A 19,082-nucleotide genomic window follows, 5' to 3' on the forward strand; every position below is an offset into this window, starting at 1 on the left:
GGGGCGGCCAAGGCACCCTACGCTTCCACGCCATCGATCATCGCCACCAGCGTCGAGAGCCTGTCCGCCTCCGCCGGCAGCTTGTCGGCGCGCAGCCGCGCAATGCGCGGGAAGCGCATGGCGACGCCGGATTTGTGGCGGGTGGAACGGTTGATGCCCTCGAAGGCCACCTCCAGCACGAAGCCGAAATCCGGTGTGGCGCGCACCGCCCGCACCGGGCCGAAACGCTCGATCGTGTTGTCGCGCACGAACTTGTCCAGCACCTCCAGCTCCGCATCGGTGAAGCCGAAATAGGCCTTTCCAACAGGCACCAGCTGCTCGCCATCCTCGCCTTCCGCCCAGACGCCGAAGGTGAAATCGGAATAATAGCTCGACCTTTTGCCGTGGCCGCGCTGCGCATACATCATCACGGCATCGATATTATAGGGATCGCGTTTCCACTTGAACCATGGCCCCTTGGCGCGGCCGGCCTGATAGGCGCTGTCGCGGCGCTTGATCATCACGCCCTCGATCACCGGATCGGGAGGGGCGGCGCGCAGCGTGTCGAGTTCCTGCCAGCTGGAAAAGCCGATCAGCGGCGAGAGGTCGAAACGATCATGCGGCGCGCGCTCGATAATATCCGACAGGCGGCCGCGGCGCTCCATGTAGCTTTCGGCGCGAATATCGCTCTCGCCCTCGAACAGCAGGTCATAGGCGCGGATGAAGGCGGGATAGTCATCCAGCATCTTCGCTGTCACAGACTTGCGGTTCAGCCGCTGCTGCAGGTCGGAAAAGGTGCGGGTGAGATTGTTGGAGCGCGCTGTGCCGCCGATCAGCAACTCACCATCCATTACGCCTTCGAAATCGATTGCCTCCAGAACATCGGGAAAGGCGCCGGAAATATCGTCGCCGGAGCGGGAATAGAGTTTTCGCGTGGCGCCTGCGCGGGAGAGCTGCACGCGAATGCCGTCCCATTTCCATTCGGCGGCGTAATCGGCCGGGTCCAGCGCATCGAGGTCGCCATCCGCCACCGGCGTTGCCAGCATCACCGAGTGGAAGATGGCGGGTGTGGCCAGCACCGGCCGCCCGGACTTCCCCTCAAGCCATGCGAAAAGCGGCGTATAGGGCGGCGTCAGCCCGTGCCAGAGGGTCTCGATTTCGGTGATGTCTTTGCCGGCAAAATCCGCCAGCGCCTGCCGGGCCAGCCGCGCCGAAACGCCGATGCGCAGGCTGCCGGTGGCGAGTTTGAGGAAAGCGAAACGCGAGGATGTATCGAGCCGGTCGAGAAGATCGCGCACCGCGCCGCTTACCTCCGTGCGGCCGAGTGAATTCATCAGTGTCACGACGTCGCCGAGGCGCGGGTCCTGCGCCTCGGAATCATCCGCTCCGCCGATATTGCCCCAGACCAGCGAAATGGTTTCGGCCAGATCGCCGACATAATCATAGGAATAGCGGAACAGAACCTCATCCATCCGCTCCAAGACCAATTCGCGCAGCAGGGCCGGTTTGACGCTTTTGAGGTCCAGCGTGCCGGCAATCGCCGCCAGCCCGTAGCCTCGGTCTGGATCGGGCGTATCGCGAAAATAATCGGTCAGCAGCTTCAGTTTGCCGTTGCGCGAAGGGGTGAGAACGAGGCGGTCGAGCAGCGTGGCGAAGGCTTTCATCTCAATCCCCCTCATCCTCGTAACCGACAAGATGCAGCGGCTTGGCGGCAATGCCCTGTAACTCACACCAGCGCACCAACGCCTCCTCACGGCCATGGGTGACCCAGACGGCCTGGGGGCCGATTTCCTTGATCGTCTCCAGAAGCTCCGGCCAGTCGCAATGGTCTGATATCACCAGCGGCAGCTCCACACCGCCTTGTTTGGCGCGCTGCCGCACCATCATCCAGCCGGAGGCGAAAGCGATGAGCGGTTCGTTGAAGCGCCGCGCCCAGCGTTCCTGAAAAGCCGAGGGCGGGCCGACGACGATGGCGCCCTTGAAGGCGGAAGGATCGCTTTTTTCGAGTGTTGCCGGGCGCAGATCGCCGAGATCGATGCCCTGCGAGACGTAATAATCGCAAAGCCGCGCCAGCGCGCCGTGAATATAAATGGGATCGGAATAACCGTTGTCCCGCAAAAGCCGGATGACGCGCTGCGCCTTGCCCAGCGAATAGGCGCCGACAAGGTGCGTCCGCTCGGGAAACTGTTTGATGGAGGTGAGCAGCTTGCCGATTTCCACGCGCGGCAGCGGATGGTGAAACACCGGCAGGCCGAAGGTGGCCTCGGTGATGAAGACATCGCAGGGAACGATCTCGAAGGGTGCGCAGGTGGGATCGACGCCGCGCTTGTAATCGCCCGATGCGACGATGCGCAGGCCGTTCATTTCCACCGAGATTTGCGCCGAACCCAGCACATGGCCGGCGGGATGGAAACCGGCGGTGACGCCGTTCACCTCCACCGTCTCGCCGAATGCCACCGCCTGCTCGCTGCCGCAGAAATCCTCACCGTAACGGATACGCATGATATCCAGCGTCTGGCGCGTGGCCAGTACCGCGCCATGGCCGGCGCGGGCGTGATCGGAATGGCCATGGGTGATGAGCGCCCGCGCCACCGGGCGCACGGGATCGATATAAAAATCGCCCGCCGGACAATAGAGGCCCTTGGGCGTGGAATTCAGGAGCTGTTCCGGCTTCATATTCATTGAGATAGGGCCGCCCGCGCGAATGTAAAGTGCTGCGAGCATAACGCGGAACGGGCGTTAAATTTCCCGTGGGGGTGTTTTTGTTTTGTAAGCATCTCCCGTCATTCCGGCCTTGAGCCGGAATCTAGCAGTCGCGCGTCTGCGCGGCGGGAAGAGCTCTCTCAGCCCAAGGACTTGGGCTGACTGGATACCGGCGCAAGGCCGGTATGACGGAGGAGAGGTTTCAGCACAAAACCAGCATTCACAACTGCCTACCTGCCTACTCCCCCGCCCCTTCGGCCGGCTTCGCCTGCACCGCCGCGGGCAGTCGCACCGGTTTCAGCATCAGCGCCGCCGCAAGGCCGATGGCGGCGGTTGCGGCGGCCGCGAAGAAGAGCGGCGTAAACGCATCCGAATAGAGCGAGGCGACGGCGGCCTGCGAGGCCGCCGGGAGTTCGGAGAGCATTTTCGGCGTCAGTTCCTCGATCTTGCCGACGCCGGGAATATCGACCGCCACGCCCTTCAGGCTCGATGACACGATGGCGCCATAGACCGAGATGGCAATGGCAGCGCCACCCATGCGGGTCAGGGTCACCGCGCCGCTCGCCGCACCGATATCCGCCTTGGGCGCGGAATTCTGCACGCCGATGATCGGCGCCTGCTGGCCGAGGCCGACCGCAAAGCCTTGTGCCAACATGAGGACCGCAATCACCCAAAGCGGCGTTCCTGCATGCATCTGCGTGAAGAGTAGCATGGCGATGACGTTGATGGAGAGACCCGCCACCGAGAAGGGCTTGTAGACGCCGGTGATCGAAATCAGCCGTCCCGCCGAAAGCGAGCCCATGACGATGCCGCCGGTGACGGCGATGAAGAACAGGCCGGCATGGGAGGGCGAAAGCCCGGTCGTGGTCTGTAGAAACAGGGCATAATAATTGACCATGCCGATACCGATGCCGCCGCTGGTCAGCGACACGATCATCAACAGCGGAAAGGTGCTGTCCTTGAAGAGACGGAGCGGCACCACGGGTTCCGGCGCGCGGCGCTCCACCTGCACGCAGAGAAAGGCGGCGATGACGGCGAAAGCAATGATGCCGAGGCTGGGGCCTGCAATCAGCGAGCCGAACAATTCGCTGCTGTCGGCCCAGAAGACCACGCTGGCAATGGTGGCCGCCAAGAGCACCGCGCCGAGATAATCGATCTTCGGCTGGCGGGCCGGACGGCGATAGGGCAGCATCAGCGCCAGCCCTGCAATCACGATAATGCCAAGCGGCAGGTTGATGAGGAAGATCGACCGCCAGCCGAAGAGATCACTCATCGTGCCGCCGAGGATCGGGCCGACACTGCCTGACGCCATGATGGTGAGGCTGGAATAACTCTGGTAACGGGCGCGTTCGCGCGGTTCGAACAGATCCGCATTGACGGAAAAGATCGAGACCATGATGCCGCCGCCGCCAAGCCCCTGCAACACGCGGGCGGCAATCAGGCTGTCCATCGACCATGCCAGCCCGCAGGCGAGCGAGCCGAGCGTGAAGATGACGACCGCCGCGATCATCACATATTTGCGGCCGAACAGATCGCCGAGCTTGCCATAAACCGGCATGACAGCGCTCGTCGCCAGAAGATAGGCCGAACCGATCCAGCCGAAACGCTCCAGCGCGCCGAACTCACCGACGATGGTGGGCAATGCTGTCGATACGATCTGGTTATCGAGGGTCGCCATGAACATGGCCAGCATCAGGAACAGAAAGACGATGAGCCTGCGCCGATGATCCGACACAAGCGGCGCCACGGGGGCGGTGGACATATCCATGAAAAATCTCGTTGGCTTCCGGCGGTTTTGCTGCGCCAATTTGTGTGCTATCAGCATATATATGTCAATGGCAAGTTTTTGACATCTGTGCTAATGCCGCTAAATGTGATCGGAAAACAGCATCGAAAGGGACGATGAAGCGTGGCGACTGAGGAAAACTGGAACGAGGATCTGCCCGAGGACATCAAGCGGATCGGCAATACGATGACGCGCATGCGCATCATGATCGGCCGCCGCATCATCGGCCGCATGGCGCTTGCCAAGCTCGCTCCGGGTCTCGAACTTTCCCATATCGACGTTCTCGATATTCTGCGCCGGGCGGAAGGCGATGTGACCGTGGGTGCGATTGCCGAGGGCATGCGCATCGACCCCTCGCGCGGCAGCCGGGTGGTGGCGGATATGGTGGGGCGCGGCCTGCTGAAACGCGGCGTTTCCCAGAAGGACGGCCGCCGCAGCATTGTCGAGATCACGCCGCTCGGCACCAGTCTTTTGCAGGAAATGCGCCGGACCAAGATGAGCGTCATCGAGGACGTGATGGATGGCTGGCCGGCGGAGGATGTGGAAACATTCGCCCGCCTGTTCGAACGCTTTATCGACCGTTTCGAAAATCGTCTGTCGCCGGATACGGACTTCTTCACGGATCAGAAAAAATCATAGCTGCCCCGGCGATCTGCAACTTCACTTTAAAACGACGAAACCGTAACGTGCCGCGCATCGAACTGGTCAAGGGGTAATTTCGATGTTGACGATCTACGGTGTCTACCGTTCCCGTGCCACGCGCACGTTGTGGCTTGCGGTTGAACTGGGCATAGAATTCAAGCATGTGCCCGTGATACAGGCCCGCCGCCTTGCCGATCCGCTGGCTGCGGATGCGCCGCTCAACACGCTGTCTCCCGCATTTCTCGCCGTCAACCCGATGGGCACCATTCCCTGCATCGAGGATGACGGCATGGTGCTCTACGAATCCATGGCCATCAATCTCTACCTTGCCCGCAAATATGGCGGACCGCTCGCCCCCATCGACCTGAAGGAAGATGCGGCGATGCTGCAATGGTCCTTCTTTGCCGCCACCGAAGTCGAAACCAATTCGCTGAAGATTTCCTCCGCCATCGCCGAAGGCCTTTCGGAAAGCGATAGCGGCAAGGCCGTGATCGACGTCGCCGCCCGGCTGCTGAAGCGCCCCTTCCGGGTGCTGGAGCAGCATCTTTCCAGCCATGATTATCTGGTGGGCGACCGTTTCACCGTCGCCGATCTCAACGCGGCGGAAATCGTTCGTTACGCGCAGGGCCACAAGCCGCTGTTCGATGCCCATCCGGCGCTGAAAGCCTGGCTGGATCGTTGCCAGGCCCGCACAGCGTTCAAGACCATGTGGGATACGCGTGCGGCGGAGGCGGCCTGAGCGGGAGAGCCGCTTTTCCCCCCGTCATGCCGGACCTGATCCGGCATCCAGCCAGCCCAAGTCCTTGGGCTGAAAGGACTCTTCTCGCCGCGCAGACGCGCGTCGGCTGGATTCCGGCTCAGGGCCGGAATGACGGAAATACTGAGCCCCTCAGCCCCTCTCGCCCGCCAGCGCCCGCTGCACCGCCGGGCGGTCGTTCATGCGGCGGAAGTGGTCGTGTACCTTCGGGAAGCGGGCAATATCCACGCCATCGCTTTCCAGCCAGCCGGACATGACGAAAAGATAGGGATCGGCAACCGAATAGGCCGTGCCCAAAACCCATGGGCCGTGCAGCATGCCGTGCTCGATCAGTTCGAAGCACTCGCCCATGGTCTGCGGCACTTTCGCCTTCATATCGGCCAGCGAACTATCCTCATTCGCCCAGCGGCTGCCGCGCCGGCCATGCGCATGGGCAACATGCACGGTGGAAGAAATGAAGGCGTTGAAGGACTGCATCAGCGCGAATTCGAACGGATCGTCGAGCGGCGCGAGCTTCTTTTCCGGCGCCATCTGGGCGATGAAGGCGAGGATGGCGGGCGTCTCCGTCAGCACGCCGCTTGCCGTGGCCAGTGCGGGCACGCGGCCCTTCGGATTGATCTTTAAAAATGCCTCGGAGCGTTGCTCGCCCTCCGCGAAATTGACGCGGTGGGCCTTGTAAGGCAGGCCGGATTCCTCAAGCACGATATGGCTGGCGCGGGAGCAGGAACCGGGGGAGAAGAACAGTGTGAACATGGATATGCGACCTCCAAAGCAATGAAGCGTCCGTTTCTTCCTCATGCGGACGCCGCCCCTCGGCGGCCATGGGATGACCGTCACACGCAGGGCACGTCATCATCGTGCCCGCAACCGGCCGCGTCAAAGGTTATTTAAAGCCCGACGACTCTGACATCGCCGACATGGATGCCGTTCCAGTTGCGCATCTGCCGGTTCGCCATGCCGCTCAAAGCCTGTTGCTCGGCGCTGCCTTCATCGAAATAGCGGGCCAGCAGTGCCGAGACCATGGCTTCCGCCGCCCGCGTCGTGCCGTCTTCGCATTTCACCGCCATGGCAATGCCCTTTTCCGGCAGGGCGGCGACGAAGACGCCTTCAGCGCCGGTCTTTGCGAAGATTTTTCCCGGCGCGATCTGCATCAGTTTCGTGCAGGCGCGGCCGGTGCCCGCCACGTAAAAGGGCTCTGCCATGCAGGCCTCGACGAGACGGCGCGAGGCTTTCGCACGGCCCGCTTCCAGCCCTCTGCCCGTCGCCATCTTTGCGAAACCGTGCGCCAGCCCTTTGAGCGGAACCGCATAGGTGGGGATGGAGCAGCCATCCACGCCGCAATTGTCCTGACCGAGAGCAGCACCCGTCAGGCTTGCCATCGTGGCGCGGATTTCCTGCTGCAGCGGGTGATCGTAACCGACATAGCCCTCAGGATCAGTGCCGGTGTGGCAGCAGGCGCAGATGAAACCGGAATGTTTGCCGGAGCAATTATTGTGAAGCGCCGTCGGCTTTTCCAGCGTGCGGGCCTGATGGATGATGGTTTTCTGGTCGGAAGACCAGTGCGCGCCGCATTCCAGCGTATCGGCATCCCTGCCCGCCTTCGCCAGCATCGAAGCGGCGAGCTCCACATGCGCGTCCTCGCCGGAATGGGAGGAACAGGCAAGCGCCAGTTCGCGGTTGCCGAAGCCGTACGCATCCGCAGCGCCGCTTTCCACCAGCGGCAGCGCCTGCATGGCCTTGCAGGCGGAACGCGGGAAAATGCCGCGCTCGATATCGCCCGCCGAAAACAGCACGCCGCCATCGCCATCCACCACCACGGCAAGGCCATGATGGCGGCTTTCCACGAGGTTGCCGCGGGTGACTTCGACGGTAACGGAATTGTTCATTTTCGCAGCCTCAAAAAATTCTGATTTCATGTGGTTGATACCGCAATTGATTTTTCGATGCACGGGGCTATCAGTGAAATTTGCAAAACGTCTGCTGCTGGCGATTGCCGTTATCTATCTGCTTCCCGCACTGGCATCGGCCGGGCTGTGGGCCATGCGGGACCATCCGCGCGGCTGGAACGCCGCAAGATGGTCATCCTCCGGCATGCTACCGGCGGCGTCGAGCGATGGAGAAGCCGCCGTCTATGTCTTTTCCGCCATGACCGGCGGCTTCAAGGGCTCCGTCGCCAGCCACGCCTGGATCGTTCTGAAAAAGCCGGGCGCTACGAGCTATGACCGTTACGACAAGGTGGGCTGGGGCACGCCGATCCGCCACAATGGTTATGCGGCGGATGCCTACTGGTATTCCAACATGCCGCGCCAGGTGGTGGCCATTCACGGTGCAGAAGCGGAAAAGCTGATCCCCAAGATAGAAAAGGCGATTGCTGACTATCCCTATGGCAAGCGGGGTGGATATCGCATCTATCCCGGCCCCAACTCCAACACCTTCGTCGCCCATGTACTGCGCAGCGTTCCGGAACTCGGCGTCGTGCTGCCGCCGGATGCCGTCGGCCGCGATTATCTGCCGGAGGGCGCGTTTTACCACATCGCCGATGACTGGAAGGATGCGAGCGTTTCGCTCGGCGGCCTGTTCGGCATTTCGGCCGGTGCGCGCAGCGGTTTCGAGATCAATTTTCTCGGTCTTGTCGCCGGCATCGATTTCAGCCGGCCCGGCGTGAAGATACCGGGGCTCGGTTATTTCGGGGTGGCGGGCATCAGGGCTTGAGCCATCACGTTTCAGTGGCCTGAGCGGCGCGTCTGGCGCGGATGCTCTGGGCGATGAAGACCCGCGACAGGCCATGATAAAGCGGCTCGCGGGAGAAAAGCCGCGACGTCAGATATCCGAGCATCGATGCGGCCATGATGGGCATGACGCCTTCATGATTGCCGGTCATTTCAAGGATGATGACAAAGGCCGTCATCGGCGCCTGCACCACGCCTGCAAAATAACCCGCCATGCCGACAATGGCGCCAAGGCCGATGCTGGTGCCGAGCAGGGTGGCCATGGTGCTGCCAAAGCCCGCGCCTACTGACAGCGACGGCGCGAAAATGCCGCCCGGAATGCCCGACATCATGGCGAGGAACGTCGCCGCCAGTTTTTCGATGAAGAAGAATGCCGGCGCGGCCTCGCCCTCGATTGCCGCGCGTGCCTGTTCGTAACCGGTGCCGAAGGTCGCGCCGCCCGTTGCGATGCCGAGGACGGCGGAGGCAAGGCCGCAGGCGGCGGCGACCGCCAGCATCCGCTTCAGCGGCATGGTCTGGGCAAAACGGCGGATACGTGCCGAGAGCCTCAGGGCACCGGCGCTGAACAGCGCGCCGAACGCGCCGCCGCCAATGCCGCAGACCAGAACCAGCAGCCAGTCCATGGTCGTTTTCGCCATCACCGAACTGGTGCCGAAATAGGTATAGCTGCCGACCAGCGCCAGCGAAGCGAGGCCCGACAGGATGACGGCGGTGAGGACGAGGCCATTGGCGCGGGATTCATAGGTCTTGCTCATTTCCTCGATGGCGAAGACGATGCCAGCGAGCGGCGTGTTGAAGGCCGCCGCAATGCCCGCCGCCGAGCCAGCGAGAATGAGACCCTTCGCCTGCGCCATGCCGCCCCAGCGGGCGGCCTGCAGCATGATCGAGGCGCCAACCTGAACGGTCGGGCCCTCACGGCCGATGGAGGCACCGGAGAGCAGGCCAGCAACGGTCAACACCACCTTGCCGAAAGCGAGCTTCAGCGACAGAAGTCGCGAACGGTCCGCATCTTCCCGCAGGTGCCGCGCGGCGATGGCCTGCGGGATGCCGCTGCCGCCGGCATTGGGGAAAACCGTGATCGCGAGCCAGGCGCAGAGCGTGAAGCCGAGCGGCGTGATGATGAGCGGCAGCAGAAACGCCCATTCGCCCGATGATGTCGCCGCAAAGAAAAGGTGCTGGGCCCGATCCGCCGCCCACGCAAACCCGACGCTGATAAGGCCAACGGCAATCGCGCCAATCCAGAAAACCGCCCTCGGCCTCCACACCCGCCACGAACCCCACACAACACGGGAACGGCGGAGCATCTTCAGCTTTTTGTAGTCGACGGGCATGGCGGTCCAGATCGGTGATTTTGGTATTGTTTCTCGGGCGGTATGCCCGTTTATCTGCCTCCCTGGGCTCGATTGCAAGGTTTTGCATTTGACAGGTCGCCCCTATCGGCGCATTCTTTGCATCGCAATTGCAACGCACGGAGACGTAGACATGAAAACGGCAACGATCCCTTCGCTGCGGGTGACGGCGGATTTTCGCGAGGCTGCTGAAAGCGTGCTGAAGGAAGGCGAGACGCTTTCTTCCTTCGTTGAAGAGTCCGTGCGCAGGCAGGTGGAAATCCGTAAATCCCAGGCGGAATTCATTGCGCGCGGGCTGGCGTCACTCGAAGAAGCGGAGCGCACCGGCGTTTATTATAGCACCGACGATGTTCTTTCGATGATGCAAAAGAAACTTGATGCTGCGAAAGCCGCGAAGCGGAAATGACGTATGAGCTTCGCTATACCGAAGAAGCCTTGGCTGATTTTGATCGCATCTATGATTTTCTGATCGCCTACGACATCGACGTGGCTGAGAAAGCGATCCGCGCCATAAGAGCAGGACTGGAGATTCTCGGCGATTTTCCTTTCAGCTGCCGCAAGGCATCCCCGGAAAACAGCCTGATACGCGAACTCCTCATACCGTTCGGTTCATCAGGCTATATCGTGCTGTTCCGCATTGATGGCCCGAAAACCGTCACCATTGCCGCCGTCCGCCACCAGCGCGAGGACGATTACCATTGATCCTTACCGGTCGCTCACGGCCGCGCGCGGGTTTACCCACGGTTCCTGATTGGAGCGCGGCAGCGGGGTCTTGCCGAGAATATGATCCGCCGCCTTTTCGCCGGTCATGATCGACGGGCCGTTGAGGTTGCCATAGGTCACATGCGGGAAGATCGAGCTGTCCGCCACTCTCAAGCCCTCAACGCCAATCACCCGGCATTCGGGATCGACGACGGCCATCGGGTCGTCCCTGTCGCCCATGCGGCAGGTGCCGCAGGGGTGATAGGCGCTTTCCAGATGCTCGCGCAAAAAGGCGTCGATCTCCTCATCCGTCTCCACATTTTCGCCGGGCTGGATTTCCGGTCCGCGAAAATCGTCAAAGGCTTTCTGGCTGAAGATATCGCGCGTCAGGCGCACGCAATGGCGGAATTTTTCCCAGTCTTCCGGGTGGCTCATATAGTTGAAGCGGATGACCGGGTCGTCATGTGGGTCTGCGGAACGCAAGGTAACATTCCCGCGCGATTTCGACAGGTTGTAACCTACATGCACCTGAAAACCATGGCTTTTCGCCGCCGCTTTGCCATCATAGGAAATGGCAACGGGCAGGAAATGATACTGGATGTCAGGCTGCTTCAGACCGGCTGCTGAGCGCAGGAAAGCACAGGCCTCGAACTGGTTGGAAGCGCCAAGCCCGCCTTTCGACAGCAGCCATTGCGCACCCGCCACGCCCTGCCAGAACCATGGCAGCCAGGAATAAAGCGAGACCGGCTTGGTGGAGACCTGCTGGAAATAAAACTCCATATGGTCCTGAAGGTTCTCGCCCACGCCCGGGCGATCCGCCTTCACCTCAATGCCCATGTCTTTCAGGTGCGCGGCGGGGCCGATGCCTGAGAGCATCAGCAGTTTCGGCGAATTGAAGGAGGAGGCGGAAACGATGACCTCTCGATTGGCCGCGATGGTTTCCACCACGCCCTTGCGCTCGATCTCGACGCCAACCGCGCGGCCGTTCTCGATGACGATCTTGCGGGCGAAACCGTTGACCAGCGTGACATTGCCGCGCTTCAGCGCCGGTTTGAGATAGGCATTCGCGGCGGACCAGCGACGGCCATTGTGGATGGTCTGCTCCATCAGGCCGAACCCCTCCTGCTTGGAGCCGTTATAGTCGTCGGTCAGTTCGAAACCGGCCTCAGCGCCCGCCTGAATGAAGGCGTGGAACAGCGGATTGTTGACCGGGCCGCGCTGCACATGCAGCGGCCCGTCCGTGCCGCGCCAGCCTTCTTCGCCGCCATGGCTGTGTTCCATGCGCTTGAAGTAAGGCAGCACATCCGCATAGGCCCAGCCATGCGCGCCAAGCTCTTCCCAGCGGTTGAAATCCTCGGCATGGCCGCGCACGTAAACGAGGCCGTTGATGGAGGACGAACCGCCGATAACCTTGCCGCGCGGGGCCGTGATGCGGCGATTGTCGAGGTTCGGCTCGGGCTCGGAGAGATAGCCCCAATTATAGCGCTTCATGCTCATCGGCCATGCGAGTGCGGCCGGCATCTGGATGAAGGGGCCGAAATCCGAACCGCCGGCCTCGATGACGATCACCGAATAGCGGCCGTCTTCCGACAGGCGATAGGCGATGGCGGAGCCTGCGGAACCCGAACCGACGATGACGTAATCTGCTTGCATGATCTGCTCTCTCCGATGAGCGTTGGTTCCGATGACCGTATGCGGCTGGGGTTTCACCCCCCTCTGCCCTGCCGGGCATCTCCCCCTCAAGGGGGGAGATCGGCAAGCGGCGCTACCGCCGCTTCATTCGCTGACGTTGAGATGCGCGCGACCTCGCCGCATATCGATCTCCCCCCTTGAGGGGGAGATGTCCGGCAGGACAGAGGGGGGTAAGCCCCACGCACCGCCCCATCAATAAGGCGCTTCCACCTTCCCCGTGCTCACATAAACCGTCTTCAACTCACTATAATGCTCCAGCGCGGCGGCCGAATTCTCTCGCCCGAAGCCAGATTGCTTGGAGCCGCCGAAGGGGATTTCCACCGGGCAGAGATTATACGTATTGATCCACAGCGTGCCCGCCTCCAGCTGGTCGACCACGCGATGGGCGCGGGCGAGATCGGCGGTGAAGACGCCGCCGGCGAGGCCGAATTCGGTGGCGTTGGCGCGGGTAAGAACCTCGTCTTCATCGTCGAAATCCAGCACGCACATGACGGGCCCGAAGATTTCCTCGCGGGCGATGGTCATGTCGTCGGTCACATCGGCGAAGACGGTCGGCTGCACATAAGCGCCCTCGCCCGAGACGTTGTTGGGAATGCCGCCGCCGGTGATGAGCGTCGCGCCCTCCGCCTTGCCCTTTTCGATATAGGAAAGGACCTTCTCCTGCTGGGCCTTGGAGACCAGCGGGCCGAGATGGGTGGCGTAGTCCAGCGGATCGCCGAGGATCATCGCCTCTGTGCGGCGCTTCAGATTGTCGAGGAAACGCTCCTTCGCCTTTTTCTGCACGAAAACGCGGGTGCCGTTGGAGCAGACCTGGCCGGAGGAATAGAAGTTGCCGAGCATGGCCCCGCCGACAGCGCTTTCGATATCGGCGTCGTCGAAGACGATCAGCGGCGACTTGCCGCCGAGTTCCATCGTCACATGCTTCAGATGCCCGGCAGCGGCGGCGGCTACCTTGCGGCCGGTCGGGACTGAGCCGGTAAGCGAGACCTTGGCCACATCCGGGTGGTTGACGAGCAGCGGGCCGGTATCGCGATCGCCCTGAATGACGTTGAACAGGCCCTTTGGCAGGCCGGCTTCGATGAGGATTTCGGCGATCTTCAAGGCGCCGAGCGGGGTGTTTTCCGAAGGCTTGAAGACCATGGCATTGCCGGCGACCAGCGCGGGCGCGGCCTTCCAGCAGGCGATCTGCTGCGGATAGTTCCACGCGCCGATGCCGACGCAGACGCCGAGCGGCACGCGCTTGGTATAGGCAAAATCGCCGCCGAGGGGGATGTAATCGCCGTTCAGCGCGGAAGGGGCGATGCCGCCGAAAAATTCGAAGGCATCCGCGCCGGAGGTCGGGTCGGCGACGATGGTTTCCTGAATGGGCTTGCCGGTATCCAGCGTCTCCAGCGTGGACAACGCATCGTTGCGCTCGCGCATGATATCGGCGGCGCGTTTGAGGATGCGGCCGCGCGCCATCGGGCTCATCGCCGCCCATTCCTTCTGCGCACGTTTGGCCGAGACGATGGCGCGCTCGACGATGGCAGGCGTTGCCGCATGCAGCCGCGCGATCACCTCGCCGGTGGCCGGGAAGATGCTCTCGAACGGCGTGCCGGTCGTGTCTTCGACATAGTCCCCGTCAATGAAATGCGAGGCTTTCGGCTGCGCCTTCAGCGGTGTCGCGATGGTCATGTCGAAGTCTCCTTAAAGAACGCGGATGGACGGCTTTGGGCGCTGTCCATCGGGAAATGATTTGAGCTGCATGTCGAAATAATCCTCGACAAGCGCCGGTGCGGAGGCAAGGCCGAGCGGCGCCGAGCGCAGGCTGTGGCGAATATAAAGCCCGTCGATCAAGGCGGCCGCGCCTTCCGCGATGCGCGCGGCATCGTCTGGCGGGCAAAGCCGGTTGAGGCTTGCCATGAGGTTGGAGCGCAGACGGCGCGAATAGAGCACGAGCAGGCGGCGGGTTTCTTCCGAGCGCTGCGCCTCGACATAAAAGGCAAGCCACGCCGCCACCGTTTCGGGCGTGAACTGGTCGCTCTGGAAGGAGACATGCACGATGGCGCTCAACCTTTCACGCGGGCCGGAAGCGCGGGTCAAAGCCGCCACCGCATCACGCCTGAGATCGCGCAGCAGGCTGCGAATGGTTTCCAGCAGAAGCTGCTGCTTGCTGCCGAAATAATGGTGCGCGAGCGCCGCCGACACGCCCGCTTCCCGGGCGATATCCGACATCGTCACATTCAGCGAACCATGGTGGCCTATGGTGCGAAGCGCCGCATCCACCAGCGCCTTCCGGCGCAGAGGCTCCATTCCGATCTTGGGCATAGGCGTCTCCTTGATGGCGGCAAAATATTCTTGATTGATCGATCAATCAATAAAAAACGCGCCATTTTATGTCGCTGATTTGCGATGGATCATATTTTCCGCCGGCGGACAGTGATAGTTTCGCAGGCATCGGCCAGCGCGGCGAGCCCCATGCAGCCGCCCGGTTCACGGGGGAAAAACTAAACCGTGATATACTGCGAATTGGGAATGGAATGCGTTTCGTGCTAATATCGCTGATGATACAAATTTCGCTGGAAGCGGCGCCAGACGAAAGACGATAAAAACGCCCGCCTAGACCACGACGGCGCCCGATCCGTAAACCGGACATCGAAGGACCGATCGCAGCGTTTAAAGAAGGGAGTGATATCATGCCAATGGTAACAGTATCGATTTCCCCGGAACAGGCAGCAAGGATGCGTGAGGCCGTGAATTGCGGAGCCTATGCTTCCGGCAGTGAGGTCGTTCGTGAGGCCCTGCGCCTGTGGGCGGCCTCCACCGCGCACGGATCGGCTTCAAGACCAGCGGCGGATGCGGACCGGGAGCGGCTCAACGTTGCGGACCTTTACGCCGCACACACCGGACATGCGCGAAGGGCCTGAACCGCCGCGCAACAACCTTTAATATCCAAGGGGTTGTTATAAAAGGTTCACGAAAGCTTCACAGTGGTGAAAGCTTTTGTTGACCTGTGATCTGCAATTGTTTGCCCAAAAATAATGGGCGCCCAAGGATTTAAAACCGGGCGTAAGAACATGAGCGGAGAAACATATGCAGGCCGTCACGCTGGAGAACGATGTCATAAGGCGTTTTGCCTCCGGGCACATGTTTCCCATGGCGAAACTGGTGCTCGAAACGGCGTTTCAGCCGATTGTCGAGGCGACGACAGGCACGATTTTCGGTTATGAATCGCTGATGCGCGGCCATGACCGGCTCGGTTTTTCCAATCCGCTGGCGCTTCTCGACCAGGCTGCCGCCGATGGCGAGTTGAAGGCCTTCGAGCAGATGCTGGCGAGCCGGGCGCTGGCGAAATTTTCCACCCTGCCCGATTTCTCCTCCGCCACCCTGTTCCTCAATCTGGATGTGCGGCTGATCCCGCATGGCGACGCCATTCTCGACAAGCTCGTTGGCCATCTGGCGCGGGCGGGCATTCCCGCCTCCTCCATCTGCTTCGAGCTTTCCGAACGTTTCGACAATACCAGCGTGCCGGAATTCACGGCGCTGATTGCCCGCATGCGCAAGGAAGGCTTCAAGCTGGCCATCGACGATTTCGGCGCCGGCCATGGCGAGATGAAGCTGCTGTGCGATTTTCCGCTGGATTACCTGAAGATCGACCGGCATTTCATCACCGGAGTCGACCAATTGCCGCGCAAGCAGCACCTTGTGCGCAACATCGTCAACATCGCCCATGTTCTCGGCGTCCGGGTCATTGCGGAAGGCATCGAAACCGAAGCGGAGTTTCTGACCTGCCGCGAATTCGGCGTTGATCTGGTGCAGGGCTGGCTGATCGCGAGGCCCACGGTCTTCACCAGCGAGCTGCCGGAGAGCTTTCCCCACATCAACCGCATGGGCGTGGCGCGGCGCAGCAGCCAGACGCTGGATGAGATTCTCATTCGCCGCGAAATCGAGCGTCTTCCGACCGTCTTCGAGCATGACAGCGTCGACAGCGTCTTCGAACTGTTCCGCAGAAATCCGCAGCAGGCGTTTTTCCCGGTTCTCAACGCCAATGGCGAACCGCGCGGCGTCATCAACGAATATCACCTCAAGGAATATATCTACCGACCCTTCGGCCGCGACCTGCTCAAGAACAAGATCTACGAGCGCACCATTTCCCATTTCGTCGATCCCGCGCCGATTGTCGGTCTCGATGCGGATGCCGATCAATTGATGAACATGTTCGCCAGCATGGGCGGCAGCGCCTGCATCATCCTCACCGAAAACATGCGTTACGCCGGCATTGTTTCCGCCGCTTCGCTCATCAAGGTCATCAATGAAAAACAGCTGAAGATGGCGCAGGACCAGAACCCGCTGACGGCGCTGCCCGGCAACCGCGCGATTGGCGGTTTCATTGCCGACCGTTGCAGCGATGGCGACGAGGCGCGCTTCTTCTGCTATTGCGACTTCGATAATTTCAAACCCTTCAACGACAAATACGGCTTCAACGCTGGCGACCACGCCATCACGCTGTTTTCGGCCCTGATGCGCCGTTACTTTTTTGCCGGCGATTGTTTCCTCGGCCATATCGGCGGCGACGATTTTTTCATCGGCGTGCGTGACTGGACGGTGGAGGAGCTGACGGAAATCCTCGAGCGGCTGCTCAGCGATTTTCACGACGACGTCGCCGAACTCTATTCGGACGAGGACCGCGCCGCCGGCTGCATGAAGGGCCAGGACCGCCACGGCAATGAGCGGGACTTCGCGCTGCTGCGCTGCTCCATCGGCGTTCTGACCTTGCCGAAAGGGCTGATCATCGCCAATCCCGAGCGGATCGGCAGCGAGATCGCTGGCGTGAAGGCGGCTGCGAAGGAAAACGAAGGCGGTCTCGTCGTCCGGGTCTTCGGCGAGACAAATTGACACTCGTGACAAACGGCCTCCTTCCCTAAGCGGCGCATCTGACCTACATCTTCAGGCGACGTCGACACGTGAGGAGTTGCCCCTGGCCATGCCCGACACCAAGACCCTGCCCGAAACAATGTGCTTCATCGACCTCCCTTCCCATGGCGGCCCGGAGGTGATGCGGCTTTCGCAAGCGCCTTTGCCGAAGCCTGCAAAAGGCGAGGTTCTGGTGAAGGTCGAGGCGGCGGGCGTCAACCGGCCGGATGTGGCACAGCGGCAGGGCACCTATCCGCCGCCGAAGGATGCAAGCCCGATCCTCGGCCTCGAAATCGCCGGCGAGGTGGTTGCGCTGGGTGAAGAAGTTACCGAATTCAAGCTGGGCGACAAGGTCTGCGCGCTCGCCAATGGCGGCGGTTATGCGCAATATTGCACCGTGCCGGCCGGGCAGGCCCTGCCCTTCCCGAAGGGTTACGACGCCGTCAAAGCCGCGGCTTTGCCGGAAACCTTCTTCACCGTCTGGGCCAATCTCTTCCAGATGGCGGGCCTCACCGAAGGGGAAAGCGTCCTTATCCATGGCGGCACCAGCGGCATCGGCACGACGGCCATCCAGCTTGCCAAAGCCTTCGGCGCCGAAGTCTATGCCACGGCGGGTTCTGCGGAAAAATGCGAAGCCTGCGTGAAGCTCGGCGCCAAACGGGCGATCAACTACCGTGAGGAAGATTTCGCCGCCGTCATCAAGGCCGAAACCGATGGCAAGGGCGTCGATGTCGTTCTCGATATGATTGGTGCTGCCTATTTCGAAAAGAACCTTTCGGCACTCGCCAAGGACGGCTGCCTGTCCATCATCGCCTTTCTGGGCGGCGCCGTGGCCGAAAAGGTCAATCTCACCCCCATCATGGTCAAACGCCTCACCGTCACGGGCTCCACCATGCGCCCCCGCACGGCCGACGAAAAACGCGCCATCCGCGACGACCTCGTCGCAGAGGTCTGGCCGCTCATCGAAAGCGGTCAGCTGGCACCTGTCATCAACCGGGTCTTCACGCTGGATGAGGTCGTGGAAGCGCACCGGCTGATGGAAAGCAGCAGCCATATCGGCAAGATCGTGATGCGGGTGTCGTGAGGTTTTGAGCAAGATCGTTGTTTTCATTGACAACACAGCAAAGCGTTGTCAAGAATAACAACATGAAGGCCATTCTGCTCGAAAAGACGCGCAAAGTGATCGACGAGACGGCCTTCTTTGAGGTTGTCCTGTGGCATCTGCCTGAGCCTGTTCCCGGAAGTCTTCACCCGTTCAAATATCGGCTGGCGCTGGTGATCAAAGGGGAATGTGTTCTGCGTTATGACAATGAACGCGGCAAAGGCGATCATCGTCATATGGACGGGCGTGAAGACCCCATTGCCTTCACCACGCTCGAAGCCCTGTTCGATGCTTTTCAGGCGGATATGGAAAGGATTTTGTCATGACCGCACTCACCGTCCGTCTCAGCACGATCAAGGATGTCAAGAGCCGCTTTGTTGCCGCCGGTAATCTGGCCATGTCTGGAAAGCCGGTGGAGGCGAAACCATCCGTCGAATTTTCCAGCTATGAGGACCTGCACCGCATTCTCGCGCCGCTTCGCCTTGCCATCGTCAAGGCTCTGGCGGGACAGGGACCGCTTTCTATCCGGGAGGTTGCCCGTCGGGTCGGACGGGACGTACAGGCCGTTCATCGCGACGTGACGTCGCTCCTCCATGCGGGCATTATCGACCGGAACGAGGCTGGCATCGAGTTTCCCTATGACAGCATCCACTTCGAATTCGACGTAAAGGCCGCAGATGCGGCATAGGGGCCGGGCGTCCCCTGGAAGTAATCCCTCTTGCATTACTGACGAATCGTACTACCTTCT

The 19,082-nt window shown here is 61.4% G+C and carries 19 protein-coding genes; 10 read left to right on the forward strand and 9 right to left on the reverse strand.

What is annotated here, in order from left to right:
• Nucleotides 1-17: 17 nt before the first annotated feature.
• From RAC79_RS06855 to RAC79_RS06865, 3 genes are all read right to left on the reverse strand, one after another.
• Nucleotides 18-1,643 (reverse strand): cisplatin damage response ATP-dependent DNA ligase, encoded by a 1,626-nt coding sequence (locus RAC79_RS06855; protein WP_374996952.1) that lies wholly within the window; start codon nucleotides 1,641-1,643, stop codon nucleotides 18-20.
• 1 nt (nucleotide 1,644) lies between these two features.
• Entirely contained in the window at nucleotides 1,645-2,661 is a 1,017-nt protein-coding gene (locus RAC79_RS06860) for a ligase-associated DNA damage response exonuclease (protein WP_174038895.1), read from the reverse strand.
• Nucleotides 2,662-2,920: 259 nt separating this feature from the next.
• Nucleotides 2,921-4,450 (reverse strand): MDR family MFS transporter, encoded by a 1,530-nt coding sequence (locus RAC79_RS06865; RefSeq protein ID WP_174038894.1) that lies wholly within the window; start codon nucleotides 4,448-4,450, stop codon nucleotides 2,921-2,923.
• Between the two features lie 141 nt (nucleotides 4,451-4,591).
• Between RAC79_RS06865 and RAC79_RS06870 the strand changes: the two genes are divergently transcribed.
• Both RAC79_RS06870 and RAC79_RS06875 read left to right on the forward strand, forming a co-directional pair.
• Entirely contained in the window at nucleotides 4,592-5,107 is a 516-nt protein-coding gene (locus RAC79_RS06870; RefSeq protein WP_078051119.1) for a MarR family winged helix-turn-helix transcriptional regulator, read from the forward strand.
• 82 nt (nucleotides 5,108-5,189) lie between these two features.
• Nucleotides 5,190-5,849, forward strand: coding sequence for a glutathione S-transferase family protein (locus tag RAC79_RS06875; RefSeq protein ID WP_065654273.1), 660 nt, complete (start codon nucleotides 5,190-5,192; stop codon nucleotides 5,847-5,849).
• Nucleotides 5,850-5,999: 150 nt separating this feature from the next.
• On the opposite strand, the gene RAC79_RS06880 is transcribed toward RAC79_RS06875, so the two are convergent.
• The gene (locus RAC79_RS06880) at nucleotides 6,000-6,620 is read right to left on the reverse strand and encodes a glutathione S-transferase family protein (protein ID WP_078051121.1); all 621 of its coding nucleotides are present in this window, start codon (nucleotides 6,618-6,620) and stop codon (nucleotides 6,000-6,002) included.
• A 134-nt stretch (nucleotides 6,621-6,754) separates the two neighbouring features.
• A complete protein-coding gene (locus RAC79_RS06885) occupies nucleotides 6,755-7,753 on the reverse strand; it encodes an asparaginase (RefSeq protein ID WP_174038893.1) in 999 nt (332 codons plus the stop codon).
• Nucleotides 7,754-7,826: 73 nt separating this feature from the next.
• Between RAC79_RS06885 and RAC79_RS06890 the strand changes: the two genes are divergently transcribed.
• Nucleotides 7,827-8,579 carry a DUF3750 domain-containing protein gene (locus RAC79_RS06890; protein WP_174038892.1) on the forward strand — a complete coding sequence of 251 codons (753 nt, stop codon included), beginning with the start codon at nucleotides 7,827-7,829 and terminating at the stop codon, nucleotides 8,577-8,579.
• Between the two features lie 4 nt (nucleotides 8,580-8,583).
• Here RAC79_RS06890 and RAC79_RS06895 read toward each other — a convergent pair whose 3' ends face one another.
• Entirely contained in the window at nucleotides 8,584-9,927 is a 1,344-nt protein-coding gene (locus RAC79_RS06895; protein WP_162934038.1) for a chloride channel protein, read from the reverse strand.
• A gap of 151 nt (nucleotides 9,928-10,078) precedes the next feature.
• Here RAC79_RS06895 and RAC79_RS06900 point away from each other — a divergent pair, with 151 nt between their 5' ends.
• On the forward strand, nucleotides 10,079-10,351 hold the full coding sequence (locus tag RAC79_RS06900) for a YlcI/YnfO family protein (protein WP_065654276.1): 273 nt from the start codon (nucleotides 10,079-10,081) through the stop codon (nucleotides 10,349-10,351).
• The gene (locus RAC79_RS06905) at nucleotides 10,348-10,647 is read left to right on the forward strand and encodes a type II toxin-antitoxin system RelE/ParE family toxin (protein ID WP_125144693.1); all 300 of its coding nucleotides are present in this window, start codon (nucleotides 10,348-10,350) and stop codon (nucleotides 10,645-10,647) included. Before RAC79_RS06900 ends, RAC79_RS06905 begins: the two co-directional genes overlap by 4 nt.
• Before the next feature lie 3 nt (nucleotides 10,648-10,650).
• On the opposite strand, the gene betA is transcribed toward RAC79_RS06905, so the two are convergent.
• From betA to betI, 3 genes are all read right to left on the reverse strand, one after another.
• Nucleotides 10,651-12,300 carry a choline dehydrogenase gene (betA, locus tag RAC79_RS06910; protein ID WP_174038891.1) on the reverse strand — a complete coding sequence of 550 codons (1,650 nt, stop codon included), beginning with the start codon at nucleotides 12,298-12,300 and terminating at the stop codon, nucleotides 10,651-10,653.
• Nucleotides 12,301-12,531: 231 nt separating this feature from the next.
• Entirely contained in the window at nucleotides 12,532-13,995 is a 1,464-nt protein-coding gene (gene betB / locus RAC79_RS06915) for a betaine-aldehyde dehydrogenase (RefSeq protein ID WP_161987741.1), read from the reverse strand.
• A gap of 30 nt (nucleotides 13,996-14,025) precedes the next feature.
• Nucleotides 14,026-14,646 carry a transcriptional regulator BetI gene (betI, locus tag RAC79_RS06920; protein ID WP_065654279.1) on the reverse strand — a complete coding sequence of 207 codons (621 nt, stop codon included), beginning with the start codon at nucleotides 14,644-14,646 and terminating at the stop codon, nucleotides 14,026-14,028.
• Nucleotides 14,647-15,014: 368 nt separating this feature from the next.
• Between betI and RAC79_RS06925 the strand changes: the two genes are divergently transcribed.
• From RAC79_RS06925 to RAC79_RS06945, 5 genes are all read left to right on the forward strand, one after another.
• On the forward strand, nucleotides 15,015-15,245 hold the full coding sequence (locus RAC79_RS06925) for a type II toxin-antitoxin system ParD family antitoxin (protein ID WP_142843918.1): 231 nt from the start codon (nucleotides 15,015-15,017) through the stop codon (nucleotides 15,243-15,245).
• Between the two features lie 166 nt (nucleotides 15,246-15,411).
• Nucleotides 15,412-17,214 (forward strand): GGDEF domain-containing protein, encoded by a 1,803-nt coding sequence (locus tag RAC79_RS06930; protein WP_065654280.1) that lies wholly within the window; start codon nucleotides 15,412-15,414, stop codon nucleotides 17,212-17,214.
• An 88-nt stretch (nucleotides 17,215-17,302) separates the two neighbouring features.
• Entirely contained in the window at nucleotides 17,303-18,316 is a 1,014-nt protein-coding gene (locus RAC79_RS06935) for an NAD(P)H-quinone oxidoreductase (RefSeq protein WP_174038890.1), read from the forward strand.
• Nucleotides 18,317-18,378: 62 nt separating this feature from the next.
• A complete protein-coding gene (locus RAC79_RS06940; protein WP_174035723.1) occupies nucleotides 18,379-18,660 on the forward strand; it encodes a DUF6516 family protein in 282 nt (93 codons plus the stop codon).
• Nucleotides 18,657-19,022, forward strand: a complete 366-nt coding sequence (locus RAC79_RS06945; RefSeq protein ID WP_174038889.1) for a helix-turn-helix domain-containing protein — start codon at nucleotides 18,657-18,659, stop codon at nucleotides 19,020-19,022. Before RAC79_RS06940 ends, RAC79_RS06945 begins: the two co-directional genes overlap by 4 nt.
• Nucleotides 19,023-19,082 lie beyond the last annotated feature (60 nt).

The sequence above is a fragment of the Agrobacterium sp. LR_9 genome, from assembly GCF_041954855.1.
Classification (GTDB): domain Bacteria; phylum Pseudomonadota; class Alphaproteobacteria; order Rhizobiales; family Rhizobiaceae; genus Agrobacterium; species Agrobacterium leguminum.

What these genes read in the sequence shown, in the direction of transcription:
- RAC79_RS06855 (WP_374996952.1), bottom strand. Translation starts at nt 1,643, where the DNA reads ATGAAAGCCTTCGCCACGCTGCTCGACCGCCTCGTTCTCACCCCTTCG.
- RAC79_RS06860 (WP_174038895.1), bottom strand. Translation starts at nt 2,661, where the DNA reads ATGAATATGAAGCCGGAACAGCTCCTGAATTCCACGCCCAAGGGCCTC.
- RAC79_RS06865 (WP_174038894.1), bottom strand. Translation starts at nt 4,450, where the DNA reads ATGGATATGTCCACCGCCCCCGTGGCGCCGCTTGTGTCGGATCATCGG.
- RAC79_RS06875 (WP_065654273.1), top strand. Translation starts at nt 5,190, where the DNA reads ATGTTGACGATCTACGGTGTCTACCGTTCCCGTGCCACGCGCACGTTG.
- RAC79_RS06880 (WP_078051121.1), bottom strand. Translation starts at nt 6,620, where the DNA reads ATGTTCACACTGTTCTTCTCCCCCGGTTCCTGCTCCCGCGCCAGCCAT.
- RAC79_RS06885 (WP_174038893.1), bottom strand. Translation starts at nt 7,753, where the DNA reads ATGAACAATTCCGTTACCGTCGAAGTCACCCGCGGCAACCTCGTGGAA.
- RAC79_RS06895 (WP_162934038.1), bottom strand. Translation starts at nt 9,927, where the DNA reads ATGCCCGTCGACTACAAAAAGCTGAAGATGCTCCGCCGTTCCCGTGTT.
- RAC79_RS06900 (WP_065654276.1), top strand. Translation starts at nt 10,079, where the DNA reads ATGAAAACGGCAACGATCCCTTCGCTGCGGGTGACGGCGGATTTTCGC.
- RAC79_RS06905 (WP_125144693.1), top strand. Translation starts at nt 10,348, where the DNA reads ATGACGTATGAGCTTCGCTATACCGAAGAAGCCTTGGCTGATTTTGAT.
- betA (WP_174038891.1), bottom strand. Translation starts at nt 12,300, where the DNA reads ATGCAAGCAGATTACGTCATCGTCGGTTCGGGTTCCGCAGGCTCCGCC.
- betI (WP_065654279.1), bottom strand. Translation starts at nt 14,646, where the DNA reads ATGCCCAAGATCGGAATGGAGCCTCTGCGCCGGAAGGCGCTGGTGGAT.
- RAC79_RS06925 (WP_142843918.1), top strand. Translation starts at nt 15,015, where the DNA reads ATGCCAATGGTAACAGTATCGATTTCCCCGGAACAGGCAGCAAGGATG.
- RAC79_RS06930 (WP_065654280.1), top strand. Translation starts at nt 15,412, where the DNA reads ATGCAGGCCGTCACGCTGGAGAACGATGTCATAAGGCGTTTTGCCTCC.
- RAC79_RS06935 (WP_174038890.1), top strand. Translation starts at nt 17,303, where the DNA reads ATGCCCGACACCAAGACCCTGCCCGAAACAATGTGCTTCATCGACCTC.
- RAC79_RS06940 (WP_174035723.1), top strand. Translation starts at nt 18,379, where the DNA reads ATGAAGGCCATTCTGCTCGAAAAGACGCGCAAAGTGATCGACGAGACG.
- RAC79_RS06945 (WP_174038889.1), top strand. Translation starts at nt 18,657, where the DNA reads ATGACCGCACTCACCGTCCGTCTCAGCACGATCAAGGATGTCAAGAGC.